The sequence below is a fragment of the Streptomyces sp. NRRL F-5630 genome (genome assembly GCF_000719475.1).
Taxonomy (GTDB): domain Bacteria; phylum Actinomycetota; class Actinomycetes; order Streptomycetales; family Streptomycetaceae; genus Streptomyces.
In genome coordinates this window covers 66,181-85,369 of record NZ_JOGO01000017.1, presented here as the reverse complement: position 1 = coordinate 85,369, position 19,189 = coordinate 66,181, and the positions used below count along the sequence as shown (strand labels likewise).

Below are 19,189 nucleotides of genomic sequence, written 5' to 3'. Positions count from 1 at the left end.
GGCGGCTGTCGGTGCTGCTGAGCGGCGCGCTCGCGGCCGGTCTGATACAGGCCGCCGCCTCACCCGCCCAAGCCGCGCCGGACCCGGCTGCCGCGCAGGTGTCCACCGATCGCCCGGTCAAGGGCGAGCGCGGGAGCATGGCCGAGCCTCGCGGCAAGGACAAGATCCCCGTCCACCCGAAGACACCTGCGCACAGTTGGCCCGAGGCCGGACGGCACACGATAAAGGTGGACACAGCCGGGGGGACGGGAACCAAGCATCTGAGGCGGACCGGGACGAGCCCCATCAGCCTCGCCCCGGTCGCCCCGGCAGCCGCGGCCAAGGCACGGACTGCGGCGAAGGCCGACACGATGCCCACCCCCGCCCAGGGCACGGTGGAGACGGAGGTCATCAGCCAGGCCCGTACCCAGAAGGCCGGGGTCAAGGGACTGCTCTTCACCCTGGCCCCCCAGGCGGCCGAGTCCGGCGGGAAGAACAAGGCCGGCGCCGTTGCTGTCGGCGTCGACTACACCTCTTTCGCCAGCGCCTATGGGGGCTCCTACGCTTCCCGGCTCCACCTCGTCTCGTACCCGGCGTGTGTGCTGACCAGCCCTGAGAAGGACACTTGCCGTACGGCGACGCCCGTCGCATCGCGTAATGACGTCTCGGCGAAGGCCGTTTCGGCCGCTGCGGTGCCCCTGTCCCCTTCTGGCCCGACGGTGCTCGCCGCTGAGGCGGACGCAGATGGGGAAAAGGGTGATTTCAAGGCCTCTTCGCTTGCTGACTCGGCCTCGTGGAGCACCAACCTCAACTCCGGTGACTTCAACTGGACCTACGACTTCGGCGTTCCTGACGTGCCGGGGGGCCTTGCGCCGGGCCTGAACCTGGCCTATTCCTCCGCTTCGATCGACGGGCGGACCTCGAACAGCAACAACCAAAGTTCGTGGGTCGGTGACGGCTTCGACCTGGGGACCGGCGCCATTGAACGCCGCTATGCACCGTGTTCGGATGACGGAGAGAAGAAGAACGGTGACGGCGTCCGGCCCGGCGACCTGTGCTGGGACTACGACAACGCGTTCCTGTCTTTTAACGGCAAGGGTGGCGAACTCGTCCCGACCGGTACAGACTCTTTCAAGCTTCAGCAGGACGACGGCACCCGCATCGACCGCCTACGGGATACGGCCCGCGCGAATGGGGACGCGGACGGCGAGTACTGGCGGGTGACCACCCCGGACGGCACGCGCTACTACTACGGCTACAACCGCCTCCCCGGCTACGCGTCGGGCAACGAGGTCACGAACTCGGTGTGGACGGTGCCCGTCTTCGGCAACAACACGGGCGAGCCCTGCCACAAGGACGACTTCGCCTCCTCGTACTGCTCTCAGGGCTGGCGCTGGAATCTCGACTACGTCGTCGACACGCACGGCAACGCGATGACGTACCACTACACGAAGGAAACCAACAGCTACGGCCGCAATCTCAAGGCCGACGACAACACCACATATACGCGCGGAGGTTACCTGGACCGCATCGACTACGGGCTGAAGTCCGACAAGGTCTATGATGCCAAACCCCTCGCGCAGATTTCTCTCTCCAACGCGGAAAGGTGTCTGCCGCAGTCCGGAGTCACATGCGAGGCGTCCACGATCAAGGACAAGTCGACCTACTGGTATGACACCCCGTGGGACTTGAACTGCGACTCGGGCGCCAAATGCGATCAGGGCCGTTTCTCCCCGACTTTCTGGACCCGTAAGCGCCTGACAGGCATTACAACACAGGTGCTCAAGCCGGATGGAACGTACGGCAAGGTCGACAGTTGGTCGCTGACCCACAAGTGGGGCATGGCGGACACGGAGTATCAGCTCCTGCTCGACAGCATCCAGCACACAGGCCAGGCCGCCAGCCAATCGATCACCTTGCCGAAGACAACTTTTGCCTACGACCAGCTCCCCAACCGGCTCGACAAGACGGGCGACGGCTACGCGCCCTTCATCAAGTCCCGCCTCTCCACGATCGACGGGGACACCGGCAGTCATGTCAACGTCACCTACTCCGAGCCCGCCTGCGAAGCCTCTGCCCTTCCCAAGCCGGAAACGAACTCCACCCGGTGCTATCCGGTTTACCTCGACCAAGACCCGGACTCGCCGATCACCGAGGTGCAGTGGTTCAACAAGTACGTCACCACGCAGGTAACTGCGTCGGACCGTACTGGGGGCGCGGTAGATATGATCACGCGCTACGAGTACATAGGCCCCGCGTCCTGGCACTACAACGACTCCGACAGCCTGACCGAGAAGAAGTACCGAACCTGGGACCAATGGCGCGGTTACGGTCAGACCCGAGTCCTGACCGGTGGCAGCGACGGCATGAAGTCGCAGGCGGACACCTACTTCCTGCGAGGCATGGACGGTGACCGCAAAGGTGCTTCCGGCGGCGCCAAGAGGGTCAGCGTCGGCCTTGGCGCTGATGAGGGCGAGGAGATCGCTGACCTTGCACCGTTCGCGGGTGCCGTCTACAAGACGGTGACGTACGACAAGCCGGGGGGGAGGATCCTCGCCAAGATGGTGAGCCGCCCGTGGAAGTACGAGACAGCGAAGAAAGAACGCGACTGGGGCACCGTCACCGCGAACTTCGTCGGTACCGCGCAGGCCACGAACTGGACCTCTCTGGATGACGGCGCCGGCGCCAAGTGGCGCACCACGAAGAGCGAGACCACCTACGACACCGTCGCCGGGAGGCCAGTCAAGGTCAATGACCTGGGGGACATCAGTACACCGGATGACGACAGCTGCACCCTGACGACCTACACGGACAACATCCTCTCGCTTGTTTCCCGTGCTGAGACGCTGTCCACCGCCTGCACGGCAACGATCGACCGGACCAAGGATGTCCTCTTCGACGTTCGTACCGCCTTTGATGGCGGAGCTTACGGGGAAGCGCCGACCAAGGGGGACGCGACTCGTTCTGCCACGCTGAAGTCTTACGCGGGAACGAAGGCAACCTACCTAGAAGCCGAGACCAGCTACGACACGTACGGTCGCGCGCTTACCACGACGGACCTGTCCGCGAACGTCACCGTGGAGGGCAACGGCACGCCGGTGCGTTCAGCGCGGGCCGACGGTCGTACGACGACGACGGCGTACAGCCCGACGACTGGCTTTCCCACTCAGGTCAAGAACACCTCTCCACCAGCCAAGGCCGGTGACGCTGCCACGAGCCTCACCACGACCCAGACTCTTGACCCGTTGCGCGGTTTGCCGGTCACGTCGACGGATGCCAACGGTGTGGACCAGTACACGGAGTACGACGCGCTTGGGCGGACCACGAAGATGTGGGTACCCGGACGGCACCGAACGGACCGGCCGGATTATGCGTACACGTACGAGATCGCAGAGGGGAAGCCTACTGCGGTCAGTGAGGTGACCCTGAACAACAAGGGCGGTCCGACCAGGCCGAACTACACGCTCTACGACGGCCTTCTGCGCCCGCGGCAGACACAATCTCCGGGTCCTGAGGGTGGCATGATCGTCGCGGACACCTTTTATGACGAGCGGGGACTGGTCGAGAAGAGTTTTAATTCGTATTACACGACCGGCGGCCCCTCCTCCAGTCTATTCCTGCCGAATGACGCGCTGTCAGTGGATTCGCAGACCCACACCGTCTACGACGGACTCGGACGTGTTACTCAGGAGCAGTTGCTCGCGGGCAATGCGGATCACAGCACCGTCGTGAGCACGACGAAGAGTATCTACGGGGGCGACCGCACCACCGTCATCCCACCTGCCGGCGCTACCGCGACTACGGCGATCAATGATGCTCGCGGCCGCACCACGGAACTGCGGCAGCTCAAGACGCGCGATGTCAACGCCGCCTTCGACGCCACCCGTTACAGCTACGACGCACGTGGACAGCTCTCCAAGGTCACCGACCCCGTCGGCAATAACTGGACGTACGCGTATGACCAGCAGGGGCGGCAGGTCACCAGCACTGACCCGGACAAGGGGACCACGGTCACGGCGTACGACGACCGTAACCAGGTCGACCACACCACGGACGCCAGGAAAATCAGCCTGTACTACGCCTACGACGGGCTCGGCAGGCAGACGGAATTGCGTGAGGGCACAGCGACCGGGACGTTGCGTGCGCAGTGGGCGTACGACTCCCTCCAGTACGGCAAGGGGCGGCTCACGAAGTCCACACGCGTGGACAACGACAACAAGTACACCTCCGAGATCCTCAAATACGACCCGCAGGGCAGGGCGACCCAGACTGCGGTGACCATCCCGCCGGTCGAGGGTGAGCAACTCGCCAAGCCCTACCGGTCGGCCACCACCTATCTGCCCTCCGGTCTGGTCAACCAGACGAGCTACCCGGTTGCTGGCTCGCTGCCCACAGCATCCGTGGTCAATTCCTACGACGATGACCTGCTGTGGCCCAAGACAGTAGGAACCGCTGGCGTCCAGGCCGTACTCACCCACAACTACATCGGACAGCTGGACACACTGACCGTCGGCCCGACGGGCAGCTCGACGACGAACACGAAGATCAAGAACACCTACGAGCACGGCACACGTCGCCTCGCCAACCAGACCGTCCAGCGCAACCAGCAGCCGGGCGTCGACCGCTCCGCCACTTACCACTACGACGAGGCCGGCAACATCACCTCGGTCGCCGACGTCTCCCGCACCGGTACTGACAGCCAGTGCTACATCTACGACTACCTCGGCAGGCTCACCGAGGCGTGGGCACAGGGCACGACGACCTGCGCGGGAAGCCCCGCGGTCGCGACGCTCGGGGGGCCGGCCCCGTACTGGCAGACCTTCAAGTACGACGACACGGGCAACCGGAAGACCCAGATCCAGCACACCGTCAGCGAACAAGGCCTCGCGGACACCACAACGAATTACACCTATCCAGCCCCCGGCGATACCCGTCCTCACACGCTCACGAGCGCGGAAACCACCGGTCCTGCCGGGCAGCGCCTCGACGAGTACCACTACGACGAGGTCGGCAACACCGACAAACGCCCTGGCCAAACCCTCAAGTGGGACGCCGAGGACCACCTCGCCTCTGTCACCGACGACGACGGCAAGACCACGTCGTACCTCTACGACGCTGACGGCAACCGCCTCATCGCCCGCACCCCCACCGAGACCACGCTCTACCTCGGCAGCACTGAAGTGACGCTGGCCAAGGACGCCACACAGGCGAAGGCCACCCGGTACACCGACCTGGGCGGCGTCACCGCCATCCAGGCCGACGACGGAACCATCAGCTACACCGTCCCCGACCATCAAGGCACCGGCCAGCTCGCCATCCAGGCCAACACCCTCGCCGTCCAGCAACGCCGCACCACCCCCTTCGGGCAACCACGCGGCACAACCCCCGACAACTGGCCCAGCACCAAGGGCTTCGTGGGCGGCACCGACGACACCGAGGAAACGGGGCTTCAGCACCTCGGAGCCCGCGAGTACGACCCCCAGACGGGCCGCTTCGTCAGCGTTGACCCGATCATGGACCTCACCGACTCCCAGCAGATCAACGGATACGCGTATAGCGGGAACAACCCTGTCACGCACTCGGACCCGAGCGGCCTGTGCGCAGACGACGGCTGGGGACGCTGCGTACCCGCCAAGGGGCAAAAAAAGCCCAAGAATCTGGGCAAGCCTCCGGGAGGCGTCGGCATCGGTGGGTGCTATTACACGTGCCCGCCGGAGAGGCATGGAAAGGTCAATGCTGGTGCCAGCTCTTTGGTCTCTTACAGGAATGACCTCGAAACCATCAGGCGTGATGAGAACCGTGAAACGCGGAAGCAGATCACTGCCAGCGTAGAAAGATTGGCCGCCAATCCGCGGCAGGCCGAAACATGGCTTGAGGAATTCCGTGCGGACATGGAGGAGCAGTACAAAAAGGGCACCGTTTACTGGGAAAACGTGGTTTCTGTCGCGGCGAACATCTGTGCGCTCCATCGCGAAATCGAATGCTCGAAAGACCTCAGAGATTACGGTATCAGTATTGATGCCGCCAAGACGCTGTCTCTTGGACCCGAGGGGCCCAAGGGGGGAGGTGCGTCGGCAAGAGCGGGGCTCGCATCCGAGATTCGAGGTGTGAAAAGCCCTCTGGGTAGAGCCCTGAAGGGCTGCGATCTCCACAGCTTCCTTCCCGAGACGGAAATCCAACTGGCAGACGGAGGCGTGAAAAAGCTGGAAGATATCGCGTTGGGCGATATGGTTCTCGCAACCGACCCGAAAACCGGAAGAGCTGCGCCTCGTAAAGTGCTCGCAGTAATCGTCACAGAAGATGACAAGGATTTCACGCGACTGTCCATTCATGGTGACCGCGAGAATTCCAGTATAACTGCGACAGACACGCACCCCTTCTGGTCCCTCAATCGCGGTACGTGGGTCGAAGTCAGCGATTTGAGACGGGGCGAGCTACTTCGCGACTCGGATGGGAAGGCGGCCCGAGTTAGTTCAGTCCGGCACTTCACCGAGCATCAGCGGACGTACGATCTGACAATCGAGGGCCTGCACACGTACTATGTGCTTGCTGGCCAGACACCGGTCTTGGTTCACAACAGCAATGGGTGTGTGAACTGGGCTTCCAATAGCGTGAAAACGTGGGGTCACACATTCAAGACTCATGGCGCTGGGGCGAAGAACACGAAGGCTCTGACTGATCGTGCCCGCAGTACTGGGAACCAGCAAGGTCAATGGTTGGACAATGACGCTGCTGCAGATTTCCTCAAGGGGCTTCATGTCGAAGGAGCCGGTCCCAGGTCGGTGCAGATCCCGGAGGGAATGGGGCAGGTGATCATGCCGGATGGAAGCATTTCCCAGGCGCGTGCAGCTACGGTCGTCCCGAGTCCAAACGGTCTATACAAGACGGGATTCCCGATCATTGGCCCGAACTAGGAGGTTGGAGAGATGAGCTTCTCAGTGTCGTTCAATCTGGCCGTGCCGTCAGGTGCCCTAACCCCTGCTTCGGCGAGTCTGGAGCCGGGTGGCGAATACGAAACCCTAGTCATGGAGGCGTGTAGCGCCCTCTCCGATGTTGGAGGCGGAAGATTCCACATTGGCGGCTTCGGGAATGATGAGTGGCCGCTCGATGTGGCGTATGACCTGTCTGCCTTCATGGAGCAACTTCCGTCGCTTCTGGTGAGTGTGCGGGGAGGCCGCGAAGTTGAGGTGGATCTTTACTCGCAAGGCATCGAGAGGACTTTGACCTTCCGTCCAAGTGGGGATCTCGTGATGATCCACTGTGATTCGCGGACCGATTGGGTTCCGAACCCGGAGCGCGAGAGCATTACGCAGAGTGAGCTAGTTGCGATGCTCTCGAAATTGGCCGAAGATTTCGCCAGAGGGCTGAAGGCGATCAATTCCGAGCTGTCAGAGGCCGCGCCATTCGAACGTTGGTTGGAGGGTGAGGTGTAGCCTCACTGCCAGATCCCGCAACCCTCGCGCTGGATAGCAACAGCGAAGTTGAGGTCCCGTCAGGTAAGTCCTGGCGGGGCTTCTGGGGTGCTTGACAGCAGTAGTTGACGGCAACGTCAGCGGACGGTTGATCCGACGAGGGGTGGTTCGTCCCCGTCGTTGGGCTTGCCGGTGATCTCGGCGGCGTTGCGGAGCGCGTGGCCGAGGAGGTCGATGGCGTCGCGTTGGAGGCGAAGCCTGACGTGGGCGTACACGGTGGCAGTGACGCCGATGTGGGCGTGCCCCAACAGCTCCTTGATCACGACGAGTTCCACTCCCTGTTCCAGGAGGAGAGTCGCCCTTGAGTGGCGGCGGAGATCGTGGAACCGGATGCGGCGGAGCCCGGCTCGATGGAGAAGGGCGTTGAAGTACCGGGTGAGGGTGGACCCTTCGATCGGAGCGCCGTCGGGCCGGCTGATCACGTAGCCGCTGTCCTGTCAGGCTGTCCCTTCCGGATCGCGTTCTCGGCGCTGCCACGTCCGGTGCTGTTCCGGGAAGCGCGGGACGGCGTCGGCAGCGCGATCCGCCGTTCGGACCCTCTGGCCCTGCCGACGGGCCTTCATGGCGCTCTGCGTCACCGCTGAGGAAACACAACTGTGCCGTCAACCCCTGTCCCTGCACACCCCGAACGAGCTGACGCGCTGGATCGTCGGGCACTGCGCCGCCACCGGCCACCAGGACTACGAGCAGACCGTCCGAGCCACAGTCCGCGCCGCGCCCGGAGCCTGGCAGTAGCCCCCTTGCGGCGCCGCCCCGCCAGCGGGGGCACCACAGTCCGCTCCGCGCTCCTGACGGCAGTAGCGACGGCAACACCCACGGACGGTCACGCAAAACGCTCGGCTGGGAATGCCCAGCCGAGCGCCTGCATGAACTACTCGCCACCGACCACGCGTTGCGACGGCCCCTGCGAGCCGCCGTCGCCGAGCGACGTACGTGAGTGCAAGGAAGACCGCCACGTAAGTACTGGTGGGAATTTTTTGTGGGGTGACCGCGGGAGTCGGCAGCAAGGCAGGCGAGCAGAAACGGCGTGAGGGGTGCTGACCGAGGGAATCGATGCGGCTGCTGTATGGCGAGCCGAGTGGTCCCGTCGGTTGCTCAGACGCCGTCCTGGTCCTGTTGGCCCGGGACCCCCGCCGACTCCCGGTTCCCCGCCACGGCGTTGACCCGGCCGCGGACGGCGTACCAGCCGGCCCACAGGCCCAGGGCGATCAGGGGGGTGCAGGCCACGGTCCAGGTGCCGATGTCTCCGTCGCAGGCCATCAGGACGACCACCAGGAGGAGGAAGGCCAGGGTCAGGTAGGAGGTGAAGGGGGCGCCGGGGAGGCGGAAGCCGGGGGCGGTGGCGCGGCCCGTGCGGACGCGGCGGCGGAGGGCCAGTTGGCAGAACATGATCATGGCCCAGGTGGCGATCATCGTGATCGCCGAGAAGTTCAGGACGATCGAGAAGGCGCGGTCGGGGACCAGGTAGTTGAGGACGATCCCGGCCACGTAGCAGGAGGCCGTGAGGAGAATGCCGCCGAAGGGGACGTGGCGGCTGTTCATCTTCGTCGTGAAGTGCGGGGCCGAGCCCGCGAGGCCCATCGAGCGCAGCGTGCGGCCCGTCGAGTACAGGCCCGAGTTGCAGGAGGACAGCGCCGCCGTCAGGACGACGAAGTTCATGATGCCGTCCGCCCCCGGGATGCCCACCTTGCTCATCAGGGTCACGAACGGGGACTCCGCGCCGCTGTAGGCCGTCCACGGCAGGAGGAGGACCAGGAGGAGCACCGAGCACACGTAGAAGACCACGATCCGCCAGGAGACGGAGTTGATCGCCTTCGGGATCACCTCGCGCGGGTTGTGCGTCTCGCCCGCCGTGATGCCGACCATCTCGATCGCCGCGTACGAGAAGACGACGCCCTGGGTGATGACGATCGCCGCGACGAAGCCGTGCGGCAGCATCCCGCCGTGGTCCGTGATGAGCTGCGGGCCCCCGGCCTCGCCCTGGATGGGGTGGCGGCTGGCGAGCAGCCAGCAGCCGATCGCGAGGAACGCGATGATCGCCGCGACCTTGATCACCGAGAACCAGAACTCGAACTCCCCGAACCACCGCACCGAGATCATGTTCGCGCCCAGGACGACCAGGAGCGCCACCAGGGCGAGCGTCCACTGCGGGATGTCGCGGAACGCGCTCCAGTAGTGGAGGTAGACGGCGACCGCCGTGATCTCCGCGATGCCCGAGCAGACCCAGTGCAGGAAGTAGACCCAGCCCGCCAGGTACGCCGCCTTCTCGCCGCCGAGCAGCTCGCGCGAGTAGGAGACGAAGGACCCGGAACTGGGCCGGTGCATGACCAGTTCGCCCATCGCCCGCGCGATGAAGAACGCGAAGAGGCCCGTCACCGCGAAGACCAGGACGAGGGACGGGCCGGCCTTGTGCAGGCGTTCGCCCGCGCCGAGGAAGAGCCCCGTGCCGATCGCGCCGCCCACGGCGATCATCTGCACCTGGCGGCGGCGCAGGCCCGGCGCGTAGCCGTCCTCGTGGACGACGGGGGCGGCGGCGGGGGTCTGCGGGGGCAGGGTGGCGCCCGGCGACGCGCTCCCTCGGGGGCTTCCTTGCTGCATGCGGTTCGCTCCGTACTGCCAAGAGGCACTGCCGAAGGGGCGTTCGCCGCGCGCCGCCCCGCGCGGCGCGACGCCTCGCAGGGGAGGGCGTGACGGCGGCGGGGAGACGGGAGACGGCGGCGAGGGGTGCCTGTCGTTCTCTGGGTGGGGGGCGGGTCCGAGACGCGGGACGCGTACCGGACCCGCAGCACCCTACCGATTGGTAGGTGTGGAATGCACGCGGGTGGGGTCGGCGCAGGTCAGCGCCGTGGACGGCGGTGGTCCGGCGCGGCGGTGTTCGGGTCCGGAGCTGTGCCGTGCGAGGGGAGATTCGCCCGCGTCCTTCAGCGCCGTACGGGGGCGGGGGCCTGTTCGCGCGCGTCCTCTCGTGCTGTGCCGATCCGCCCGTCTCCTCCACCGCCGTGCCAGGCGGGACTACGGGTTCGCTCCCGCCCCTCAGTGCCACGCGGGGACCCGTTCGCCCCCGCCCCTCAGCGCCGCACGAGAGCCGGTTCGCCCGCTCCCTTCAGCGCGCCCGACTCCGCCGCGCCGCTCTCCGCCAGCAGTTCCGTCAGGGACTGGGCCCGGCGGATCGGCGCGAAGCGCGTGCGGCCCTCGTCGTCCGTCCAGAAGCCGTGGACCGCCGGGCGGGGCAGGCTGTTGTACGCGAAGTGGGTGGAGAAGTAGTAGGCGCCCGTGTCCCACAGGGCGATCAGATCGCCGGGGGACAGCTCGGGGAGGGTGCGGCCACGGGCCACGAGGTCGCCCGCGAAGCAGCAGGGGCCCGCGACGTCCTGGACCAGGTCCGGGGACTCCTTCAGCGTGCCGTCGGGGGCGAACGCCGCGACGCGCAGCGGCCAGGAGTCCGGGACGAAGACCGTACGGGTCGCGACCTGCGCGCCCGCGTGCGTCACCGCGATACGGCGACCGCCCGACGTCTTCGTGTACTCGACGAGGCCCGCGACGAAGCCCTGCTTCGCGAGCAGCGAGCGGCCGAACTCCGTGACGAGCGTGTAGCGGCCGTCGAAGAGACCGGGGACCGTCTCGCGCAGGAGCTTCGCGTAGTCGGCGAAGCGCGGGGTGATCTCCTCGCCCTCGAAGTTGACGGGGAGGCCACCACCGATGTCGATGGTGTCGACCTGCCGCCTGCCCACCTCGCGGTTGACGCGCTCGGCGAGCCCGTACACGATCCGCACCGACTCGGCCATCAGCTCCAGGGGGACCCCCTGCGAGCCCGTGTGCGTGTGAAGGCGGGTGAGCCAGGGGCGTTCGGCGTACTGCCGCACGAGCCAGTCCTCCGCGCCGGGGTCGCGCAGCGCCACGCCGAACTTGGAGGTCGCCGTGGCCGTGGACATGGCCCCGATCGAGCCCGTACCGACCTGCGGGTTGACGCGGATGCCGAGCGGTGCGCCGGTCGGGGCCTCGGCGACGAGCGCGTCGATACGGGCCAGCTCCTGCGGGTTGTCCGCGTTCACCGCGATGCCGTGCGCGAGCGCGTCGCGCAGCTCGGCGACCGTCTTGGCGGGCGAGTCGAAGACGACGCGGGACGCGGGAACTCCGGCCGCGCGGGCGAGTTCCAGCTCGCCCGGACTCGCCACCTCGCAGCCCACGCCCTCCTCGTTCAGCAGCTCCAGGACCGGCACGAGCGAGGCCGCCTTCACGGCGAACGTGTGCAGGACGGGCGCGGGACCGGCGAAGGCCGCGCGCAGCTCGCGTGCCGCCTCGCGGACCCCCGTCACGTCGATGAAGCCCGCCACCGGGGCCTCCGAGCCGATCAGTCCGGCGCGCGCGGCCTCGCGCATCGCCGCGTGCCTGCGGGCCAGGGAGTCGTGTTCCATCGTCGGGGTCTCCTCGCCAAGAGCCGGTCCGTGCCGCGGTCCTTCCCACGGCACGGGCACCACTCTCCGGTACCCGCGCGCCCCCCGTCTGCGGCGCATCGGCCCACGTCGCCACCGGGCCCTCGTACGGGCGGACAAGGAGGGCGGGGGAGGGGGCGGCGGGTTGTGCGGAAGTGAGAAGGGGGTGGCACCCGCTTCGTAGGCGAGCACAAGGCGGGCGCGGGCGGACGCGAAGTGCCGCTCCGTGGGCAGGTCGCGGCGCACGCGGATGGCACGACGCGCACGGAGCCGGAGGCGCGGGTGGTGGCGGCGGGCCGGTACGTCGGGGCCCGGCGGGGTGGCGTCGTGGGACGCGGCCACCGGGCGGCTCGGCGCGTCGGGCCCCGCGCGACGGCTCAGTGGCGTGCCGCCCACGGCAGCAAGCCCGCGGCGCGCAGGCCCAGTTCCGCGAGGAGTCGCGTGTCGGGGTCGGCGAGGTCCATGCCGAAGAGGTCGTGGAGGCGGCGGAGGCGGTAGCGCAGGGTGTTGGGGTGGACGGCGAGGAGCTTCGCCGTCGCGGGCACGTCGCCGAAGCGGTCGAGGTACGCGGCGAGGGTGCGGGCGAGATCCGTGCGGTGCTCCTCGTCGTACATGAGCAGCGCGCGGACGGCCGCGTCGGGCGGCGGGGCGAGCGCGGCGACCGCTTCCGTGACGCGGAGGGCGTCCAGCGCGGCCCGCACGTCGTCCTCCGCCGCGACCTCGGGCAGGCCCTCGCGCTCGCCCAGGACCCGCAGCACGAGGTGCGCGGCGCGGCGGGACGCGGCGGCGTCGGCCAGGTCCTCGCACACGGGGCCGATCGCCACGAGGGGCCGCGCGCCCGCCCCCCGTACCGCCGCCGCCAGCTCCCCGCCCAGGCGCTTCGCGACCCGCGCGGGGTCGTCGGGGCGCGGCTGCTCCGAAGGACGGGCGCGTTCCGTGGTGCGGGCTTTCGCCGTGGCGCCGGGGGCTGGGGTGCGGGCCTGGTCCGCGGCGGGGGCTTGTTCCGGGGGGCGAGCGTGGTCCGTGGCGCGGGCCGCCTCCGCCGGGCGCGGGGGGAGCGGGAGCAGGACGTCGAGGCGGTGGCGGTCCTCCTCGCGCGCGGTGAGACCGGCGGGGTGGTGCGCGGTGGCCTGGAGCGCGGCGAGGTGGAGGGCGCGGGCGGGGTCGCTCTGCCCGGTTCCGGGCAGGGCGAGGACGCTGAGGACCACGCAGGGGGTGTGCGGCGCGAGGCCGAGGGTCGCGGCGGCGGAGGGGACGTCGGCGGAGCCGTCGATGAGGGCCCGTACCGCCTGGCCGCGACGCGTCGCACCCGTACGGCTGCGCAGGCGGTGGTGGAGCAGGTGCGGGGCCGCCGTGCGCGCGGCCTCGCGCAGCGCCTGGCGCGCGCCGGGGCCGAGCGGCGTGCCGTCCGCCGCGACCCACAGCGAGCCGAGCACCTCCTCGCCCGCGCGCACCGCGATCGCGAGCCGTTCCGGGAAGCGCTCGTCGGCGGGGCGGTGCACCACGTCGTCGCTCGTCCACAGGGTGCGCAGGAAGCCGCTCGCGCCCAGCTCCGCGAGCCGCCAGCGCGGGACCCGCTGGCCGAGGATCGTGAGGCGGCGCAGCGGGTCGGCGCCGTTCTCGGTGCGGGAGTAGGCGAGGACGCGGGACTCGGGGTCCTCGATCGTGACGGCGCCGCCGACGAGCGCGGCGAAGGCGTTCGCGAGCGCGGGCAGGTCGCCGAGCGGTACGTCCGCGTGCGGCCCCTCGGCGCCGCCGCTCTGCGCGAGCCCGGCCCGCAGGAGGGCTATCAGCTCGGTCCACTCCACCCAGGGGGCGCGGGTGAGGAGCGCCGTGGGCACGGTGCGGGCCACGTCGAGCAGGCGCGGCGCCGGGCCGGCCGCGCCGCGCCGCAGGACGAGCGCGGCGGCGTTCGCGCGGGCGGCGGCCCGCAGGACGTCGGCGGCGGCGGGCGAGGAGGCGTCCACACCGATCGCGACGAGGACGTGGTCGCGCGCCGCGAAGGTCTCGCCGGGATCGTAGACGCCGATGCCGCGCACGGGGACGGCGTGCCCGCCCGGCACGGTCACGACCTCGACGGCCTCCCCGGCCCCGGCGGCGAGGACGGAGCCGAGGGTGGGAGCGTCTTCCGGCCCGGGGGTGTCCTCGGGCTCTCGGGCGTCGTCGGCGAGGGGCGGCATCCGTCCATGGTGGCGCACGCGGGGGGTGGAGCGGGAGCGGATGTGGGAGGCGGCACAGGGGGGCGGGCTTGCGGACGTGTGGGGCGCTCCCGGGGGAGCGGGCGCGGCCGGTCGGGCGCCGAGGGGGGTGCGTACAGCGGGGTGCCTCACGGGGAGCGGGCGGGTCTTCCGCCCGGCGGGCCGGGCCCCCCGGCTTCGGAGCCCGTCCCGCCCCTGAGACGGTGCGTCCCGTCCTCCCCGCCTACGCCGGGTCCATCCCCACCAGATCCGCCTCCCGCACGAGGCTCCGCAGTTCCGCGACCTCCCAGCCCGTCAGGTGGGCGATGTCGGTCTCGGTCTGGACGGTGAGGTCCGGGTCGTCGCGGACGGCGCGGAGGGCGGCGACGATCTCGACGACGAGGTCGTCGCGCGCGGCGGTGAGCGCCTGGGCCGCCTCGGTGTGTCGTTGGGCGGCCAGTTCGAGGCGAGCCATCGGGTCCGTGGTCATGGCCGGGCGTCTGCCCCCTCCACAGGCGGGCATTCCGCCCCGCGCGCCCCGTTTCCTCCCGTCCACGTGCTTCCTTTGACGCTCCCCGCACGCAGGGGCCACAATCGCCTTCCCCGCCGTCCCGGGGGTGCGTGAGCCAGGGGGAGCCCATGCCCATTCCCATCCCGCCGTATCTTGACCTGCCCGCCAAGACGGGGAGCCGGAAGGTGCGGCTGCGCAGGGCGTTCCGCTCGCGCAAGGCGCTGCGCGGGCTCACGCAGTGGGTCGTGGACCGGGCGATACCGATGGTGCTGCTGCTCGCCGTGCTGTGGTTCTTCGCCGCGCGCGCCGACGGCGGGGGCGAGGTCTACCGCGTGTTCACGCTGCTCGACGAGCCCAAGGGCCACCCTCTGCTGTGGGTCGCGTCCGCCATCGGCTGGGTCGCCGTCCCCGCGATCATCGGTGGCGCTGCGGGGCACGTCATCACGCAGCGCATCGACCGGGTCAAGAAGCAGCCCAGCAACCGTCTCTTCCGCCGCCGCACCCTCAAACAGCGCCTCACCCCGCCGGGCGTGATCGACGACCTGCGTCCCTACCGCTACGGGACCAGCGCCCAACAGGCCTTCGTCGACGCCTTCGTGCGCGTCGCGCACCGCAACGACTGGGCGCGGGCACAGGACCACTGGGAGGTCTACCTGCGCGACACGATGTCGACGCAGCAGTACGCGGATCTCGACCGGCACGAGTGTCTGCACCAGGAGCGGAACGTGGCGCTCATCGCGCTGCGGGTCTCCGCGCTCTCCGGCAACGGGCACTGCATCGTGTGCGACAGGAGGCGGTGACCGTGCGGTCCGAGGATGTCGTCGGCCTCATCGAGGCCACCCTCGCCCTCGCCTTCCCCACAGCGAGCACCCAGGGCCTCACCCGCGCCGCCGAGGCGGTCGCGCGCTGGGGTGCGGAGGACGCGGCCCAATACCTGGACGATCCGCTCGCGCTCCGCATGATCACCGACCTGCTCCGGGTCGCGGGCGTGCCCGAGGGCGACTACCGCCCCGCCGAACCGAGCGGCAGGGCGATGGAGTGGGAATCGGAGTACCGCGTCTGGTCCCACACGGACGAGATGCCGTCCCTGCCCTACCTCCCCAGACCCCCGGACCGGCCCCGCCGCACGCGGGGCACGCGGCGAGGGGAGGACGGGGAGCGGTCCCCCTTCGGGGAGAGGCCGGAGTACGAGGGGGACCGGGCGTACGAGGAGACGGAACGCGGGGAGCGACAGGAGGGGTACGGGGCACGGGAGTTGGGCCTCGAAGGCGACTACGGGCCCGGCCCTGCCCCCGAGGCGGACCGCCCCCGGGGCCGCCGCTGGCCCTTCCGCCGGAACCGGGACGAGGGCCGGAACGGCTGAGAGCGGCCGTACTGCGAGAGCCGGGTCCCGGGGCTCGTGTGCAGGCATGCCCTCGCCGAGGGAGACCTGGCGGTCAGGCCCCCTGCTTCACCATCTCCACGAAGGCGGACCAGTGTGCGGCCGGGAAGACCAGGTGGGCGGCGGAGGGGCGCTTGCTGTCGCGTACGGGGACGAGAGCGGGAAGATCGTCGCTGACCTCGACGCAGGCTCCACCGTCCGAGTTGCTGTACGTGCTCTTGCGCCAGGAGAGTGCGGTCAGGTCGGTGTGGTGCACGGTGTCTCCTCCAAGAGGCACTGGATGAACTTCCGCGAGTCCCCCGGCGAAAGAGCCTGGTCGCGTACGGCATCGTACCTCCGCTGAAGGGATTCGACCGTTTCGGACTGCTCGATCAACTCGCCGCGCGCCTCGTTCTCCGCATAGGCGATGGTCTTCCCTTCCGGCAGCCGGAGGAACCAGATGTCTGTGCTGGCCAACCGGTACAAGCCGGCGCTGAACGGAAGCACTTGAACGGTCACGTTGCTTTGGGAGCCGACCTCCAGCAGGTGCCGCAACTGAGCGTGCCACTCCTGCGCGTTCGCCATGGGCGTGCGGAATACGGCCTCCGAGATAATCGCCCGGAACGGGGGAGCGTCCGGTTCCGCGAGGATCGCGCGTCGACTCAGGCGCGCGTCTATCTGCGCCTCAAGCTCCGAGCCGGTCCAGCCACCCAGTGAAAGCAACTCCCGCGCGTACTCTCTCGTCTGCAGCAGCCCCGGCAGCACGCTCACTGCGTAGTGCCACAGGCTCACCGCCTCCGCCTCCAACTGCATGTACCGCCGGTACTGCTCCTTGAACTGCGTCTTGTCGGAGAGCGCCAGCTCCCACAGCGCGAGCAGCAGCCCCGGTGTTCCGTAGAACGCGTCGAGCGCTTCGACCACCTCCGGGCCGCCCAGCGTCTCGCCCTTCTCCATTTTGGCGAACAGCGAATAGTCCCAGCCCAGTCGGTCCGAGAGCTGGCGGAGGGTCACCTTGTGACGGGAGCGCAACTGCCGCAGTTCCTGCGCGAAACGGCGTCTCGGCTCCCTGCTGCGTCCAGTGACCGCGCGCCTGTTGGGCACGGGCGGCTCCTTCCCTGAGTGCGTGGAGGTTGTGGAATTTGCGCCTGCCGAGGTGGAAGCCCTGCCCGTGTGGCGCCTCTCACTGACTTCCCCTGGGGGAACCTCGTGATGCCGAGGCCACGCACAGTAATCCACGATCCGTGCGGGCAACGGCCGATGACCGATATCGAGCGAGGTCCGAAGGAGCACGTGCCATGACGGAAGAGATCCAGAAGGAACACGCCGACCGTCTCGGCGAAGCGATGGCCGCTCGGGACGCTCTCGCGTCCGCCCTGACGGCCGCCGGGATTCAGTTGCCCGCCATGGACGTGCGGCGGGCGTGGGCCGGGGAAGCGCCGTACGCGCTCGTGCACTTGGGGGTCTGCTCCGCACCCGTCGCGCACGCCCTCGCCGAGGCGCTCTGCCGGGGAGCCGCGCGGTGATCGGGGAGGTCGTGTGGGACGTGCGGCGCGAAGTGCTCGCGATCGTGACGGGGCGGCTCGGGCGGTACTGGTGGCTGCGGCCGCTCGGCGGCGGGCGCGAGTGGAACGCGGGGCCCGACGAGGTGCGGAGCCTCCCCGCGCCCGGAACGTACGGGAAGGAACCGGCCACCGTTCCCGCGCTCCCCGTCGCCGAGGACGCCCTCGCCTGCCGTCTCGGCACCACCACTCGTGAGGACATGGCGCACTACACGCGGCTCCTGCGGAAGCAGGTCGAGGCGTTGCTCGGGGGCGGGGTGCCGCAGGAGACCGCCGACGTGGCCCGCGCCTTGCTCGACTCACCACCCTCGTGCGAGGAGCCCGCCTTCGCCGCGTACGCCCACATGCAGGACCTGGCCCGCCTGCTCCGCCAGCACCTGCGCCGGGAGGACGAAGCCTCCGCCGCGAGGTGCGACGCCGCGAAGTGCGAGGCCGCGAGGCATGAGGCCGCGAGGTGCGAGGCCGCCAGTTACGAGGCCGCCAGGCGCGAGGCCGCCTCCTGAGCGCGACCCGGTTCCGCGCCGTGTTGGACGTCCCCCACGGGTCCTCCGGGGGCCGGGGAATGCCGGGCCTCGTCCGGAGCGGCCCGTGTGGGACGCGAGGGAAGTCCATCAGGGACGAGAAGGGAGCGCGAGGGCCGTTCGGCCCTGGGGGCGGGGCCGGACGGCGGGGAGCGGGGCGGGGATACTGGGGGTGTGCCGCTTGAGGCGCGCCCCCGGGGGCGCGCCGGCCGGGGCGGCCGTCCCGTCCCGTACCGGAGTCCCCGCCATGATCCCCGCATCTGCCCGCGCCCCCCGGACCCGCTCGTGAGCGCCGTGCCGCCGACTCGCCCCGGCGCGACCGGGCCCGGCACCGCGCCCGCCGCTCCCGTCCGCGTGTTCCTGCTCGACGACCACGAGGTCGTCCGGCGGGGGCTGCGCGATCTGCTGGAGGCGGAGCCGGACATCGTCGTGGTCGGCGAGGCGGCCAACGCGCGGGAGGCGCTCGCGCGCGTGCCCGCGACGCGGCCCGATGTCGCCGTGCTCGACGTACGGCTCGGCAGCGCGACCGGCGGCGACCACGAGGGCGTCGAGGTGTGCCGCGAGCTGCGGGCCGAACTGCCGGGCCTGGCATGCCTCATGCTCACGTCCTTCGATGACGACGAGGCGCTCTTCGACGCGATCATGGCGGGCGCGGCGGGCTACGTGCTCAAGCAGATCAACGGCTCCGACCTGCTCCACGCGGTCCGTACCGTCGCCACCGGCACGTCGCTGCTCGACCCCCGGATGACGAGCCGCGTCATGGCCCGCATCCGCGAGCCCGAGCCCGAGAAGCCCGCGCCGAGCCGCGCCCTGCCCGGCGAACTCGACCGGCTCTCGCCGCGCGAGCTGGAGATCCTCGACCTCATCGGGCTCGGCCTCACCAACCGGCAGATCGCCGAACGGCTCTACCTCGCCGAGAAGACCGTCAAGAACCGGGTCTCGTCGATCCTCGGCAAGCTCGGCGTCGGGCGGCGGATACAGGCGGCGATGCTCGCGGAGCGGCTGCGCGGAACGGACGCGGGGCGCCCGACGGCGTGACTGTCCTCTCCCCGAAGGCTGAGGTTCAGAGCTGGCCGCCGTTTCCGGGCGACTCCCGTCCCCTGCCTCTCGTTCCCGACCGCCTCCCCTCCGCCGAGCACGCCGAGGGCTGAGCCGGGAGGGGCCGCCGAGGGCTGGA

14 protein-coding genes and 1 pseudogene are annotated in these 19,189 nt (G+C 69.3%); 8 read left to right on the top strand and 7 right to left on the bottom strand.

The features are described 5' to 3' along the window. The first annotated feature begins 5 nt into the window (after positions 1–5). Positions 6–6,893, top strand: coding sequence for an RHS repeat-associated core domain-containing protein (locus IF99_RS0111200; RefSeq protein WP_420705663.1), 6,888 nt, complete (start codon positions 6–8; stop codon positions 6,891–6,893). A 12-nt stretch (positions 6,894–6,905) separates the two neighbouring features. Further along, positions 6,906–7,412: a hypothetical protein gene (locus IF99_RS0111195; protein ID WP_158716593.1), complete on the top strand. Its 507-nt coding sequence runs from the start codon at positions 6,906–6,908 to the stop codon at positions 7,410–7,412. 116 nt (positions 7,413–7,528) lie between these two features. On the opposite strand, the pseudogene IF99_RS0111190 reads toward IF99_RS0111195, so the two are convergent. After that, positions 7,529–7,998, bottom strand: a pseudogene (locus IF99_RS0111190) (tyrosine-type recombinase/integrase); the annotation flags it as partial. Positions 7,999–8,012: 14 nt separating this feature from the next. Between IF99_RS0111190 and IF99_RS33940 the strand changes: the two are divergent. Continuing rightward, complete coding sequence (locus tag IF99_RS33940; protein ID WP_158716592.1) at positions 8,013–8,186, top strand: hypothetical protein; 174 nt, start codon at positions 8,013–8,015, stop codon at positions 8,184–8,186. A gap of 360 nt (positions 8,187–8,546) precedes the next feature. On the opposite strand, the gene IF99_RS0111180 is transcribed toward IF99_RS33940, so the two are convergent. From IF99_RS0111180 to IF99_RS0111165, 4 genes are all read right to left on the bottom strand, one after another. Further along, positions 8,547–10,049: an amino acid permease gene (locus tag IF99_RS0111180; RefSeq protein ID WP_030996248.1), complete on the bottom strand. Its 1,503-nt coding sequence runs from the start codon at positions 10,047–10,049 to the stop codon at positions 8,547–8,549. 470 nt (positions 10,050–10,519) lie between these two features. Further along, positions 10,520–11,866 (bottom strand): diaminopimelate decarboxylase, encoded by a 1,347-nt coding sequence (locus IF99_RS0111175; protein WP_030996247.1) that lies wholly within the window; start codon positions 11,864–11,866, stop codon positions 10,520–10,522. 395 nt (positions 11,867–12,261) lie between these two features. After that, the gene (locus tag IF99_RS0111170; protein WP_030996246.1) at positions 12,262–14,064 is read right to left on the bottom strand and encodes a PucR family transcriptional regulator; all 1,803 of its coding nucleotides are present in this window, start codon (positions 14,062–14,064) and stop codon (positions 12,262–12,264) included. 241 nt (positions 14,065–14,305) lie between these two features. Continuing rightward, positions 14,306–14,551, bottom strand: coding sequence for a hypothetical protein (locus tag IF99_RS0111165; RefSeq protein ID WP_030996245.1), 246 nt, complete (start codon positions 14,549–14,551; stop codon positions 14,306–14,308). A gap of 149 nt (positions 14,552–14,700) precedes the next feature. Between IF99_RS0111165 and IF99_RS0111160 the strand changes: the two genes are divergently transcribed. Both IF99_RS0111160 and IF99_RS0111155 read left to right on the top strand, forming a co-directional pair. Continuing rightward, complete coding sequence (locus tag IF99_RS0111160; RefSeq protein ID WP_234340659.1) at positions 14,701–15,372, top strand: DUF6313 family protein; 672 nt, start codon at positions 14,701–14,703, stop codon at positions 15,370–15,372. 2 nt (positions 15,373–15,374) lie between these two features. Then, positions 15,375–15,935, top strand: a complete 561-nt coding sequence (locus IF99_RS0111155) for a hypothetical protein (protein WP_234340658.1) — start codon at positions 15,375–15,377, stop codon at positions 15,933–15,935. A gap of 73 nt (positions 15,936–16,008) precedes the next feature. Here IF99_RS0111155 and IF99_RS0111150 read toward each other — a convergent pair whose 3' ends face one another. After that, the gene (locus tag IF99_RS0111150; protein ID WP_030996242.1) at positions 16,009–16,209 is read right to left on the bottom strand and encodes a DUF397 domain-containing protein; all 201 of its coding nucleotides are present in this window, start codon (positions 16,207–16,209) and stop codon (positions 16,009–16,011) included. Then, positions 16,191–17,033: a helix-turn-helix domain-containing protein gene (locus tag IF99_RS0111145; RefSeq protein WP_030996241.1), complete on the bottom strand. Its 843-nt coding sequence runs from the start codon at positions 17,031–17,033 to the stop codon at positions 16,191–16,193. Before IF99_RS0111145 ends, IF99_RS0111150 begins: the two co-directional genes overlap by 19 nt. Positions 17,034–17,227: 194 nt before the next feature. Between IF99_RS0111145 and IF99_RS0111140 the strand changes: the two genes are divergently transcribed. The 3 genes from IF99_RS0111140 (at position 17,228) to IF99_RS0111130 (ending at position 19,050) form a co-directional block, all read left to right on the top strand. Then, positions 17,228–17,455, top strand: coding sequence for a hypothetical protein (locus IF99_RS0111140; RefSeq protein ID WP_030996240.1), 228 nt, complete (start codon positions 17,228–17,230; stop codon positions 17,453–17,455). Continuing rightward, the gene (locus IF99_RS0111135) at positions 17,452–17,994 is read left to right on the top strand and encodes a hypothetical protein (protein WP_030996239.1); all 543 of its coding nucleotides are present in this window, start codon (positions 17,452–17,454) and stop codon (positions 17,992–17,994) included. Before IF99_RS0111140 ends, IF99_RS0111135 begins: the two co-directional genes overlap by 4 nt. A gap of 312 nt (positions 17,995–18,306) precedes the next feature. Beyond that, positions 18,307–19,050 carry a response regulator transcription factor gene (locus IF99_RS0111130; RefSeq protein ID WP_030996238.1) on the top strand — a complete coding sequence of 248 codons (744 nt, stop codon included), beginning with the start codon at positions 18,307–18,309 and terminating at the stop codon, positions 19,048–19,050. The last annotated feature ends 139 nt before the right edge of the window (positions 19,051–19,189 follow it).